Source organism: Mesorhizobium sp. M8A.F.Ca.ET.161.01.1.1 (assembly GCF_004792105.1).
Classification (GTDB): Bacteria; Pseudomonadota; Alphaproteobacteria; order Rhizobiales; family Rhizobiaceae; genus Mesorhizobium.
In genome coordinates this window covers 1-327 of sequence record NZ_SRTD01000289.1, presented here as the reverse complement: position 1 = coordinate 327, position 327 = coordinate 1, and the positions used below count along the sequence as shown (strand labels likewise).

1 pseudogene is annotated in these 327 nt (G+C 63.0%); it reads right to left on the bottom strand.

The features are described from left to right. Positions 1–83: 83 nt before the first annotated feature. Positions 84–327 (bottom strand): annotated as a pseudogene (locus EN804_RS35755) (pilus assembly protein CpaC); the annotation flags it as partial.

Sequence of the window (327 nt, the reverse complement as noted above, 5' to 3'; positions counted from 1 at the left end):
CTGCCGGCGTATCCTTGCGATGCCGGATGCTGTCCGGACCGTCATGACCTTCGATGCTGACTTGGACATATCCGCATTCCCACTCATTTGTAGATGAAGCCGACAACGCCGTGATAGCGGCCCGGCGGCCTGTCGGTCTGCATGGTGCCGTAGACGCGGTTGACGCGGCCGAGGAACATTCCGGCGCCGTCGCTCGCCGCATTGAAGTTGTCATCCGGCTTGGCCAGATCGTTGCGCGCCACCGGCCGCGCCAGGTAAGGCGTGATGATGATGACGAGCTCGCTTTCGTTGCGGACGAAGTCGCGGCTGCGGAAGAGCGTTCCGAGC